We start from the raw sequence: 488 nt of genomic DNA, 5'->3' as shown, positions 1-488 counted from the left end.
CGTAATCCATCCTCGCTCTTTCGCGAGTGTGACGGTTGGGGTCAGGATGTGTTTGGTCAAGTAATCATAGTCAGTCAGCTTGCCGACTTTTGCCAATTCGTCCTTGATGCCCGCCAGAACATAAGTACACTAAGCTTCAAGGCCCGCTTCTGTTCCGGTATCGGCAGTCGATAGCATCGAGTAGTACTTTTCTCGATCAATACAAAATACAGCGGTAGGGTTTAGAACCCGCCCGCCTGTATTGACATTAAAGCAGTACTTCATCAGAAGTGCGTAGGTCAGCAGGCGCACGACACGACCATTACCGTTTCCGAAGGGGTGGATCCAGCCGAATCGATGGTGGGCCAGCGCAACTTTCATCAGATCATACTTGGGCGCGTCTTGCTTATTCACAAACCCAACCAGCTCTTGCATGTACCCAGGCACCATCACTGCGTCAGGAGGAAGGTGATCCGATTGGGCGATACGCACGGTGCCTTCACGGTAAG

Annotated in this window: 1 protein-coding gene; it reads right to left on the bottom strand. The window is 51.8% G+C overall.

Annotation, left to right across the window (positions count from 1 at the left end; genetic code table 11):
• Window positions 1–129: 129 nt before the first annotated feature.
• Window positions 130–488 (bottom strand): Fic family protein (locus AC0L3B_RS38365; RefSeq protein WP_473382783.1); only part of this gene is annotated, 359 nt, incomplete at its 5' end.

Source organism: Bradyrhizobium sp. Kon56, from assembly GCF_055807635.1.
Note: the sequence above shows the minus strand (reverse complement) of the source record. Positions and strands in the feature narration are given on the sequence as shown.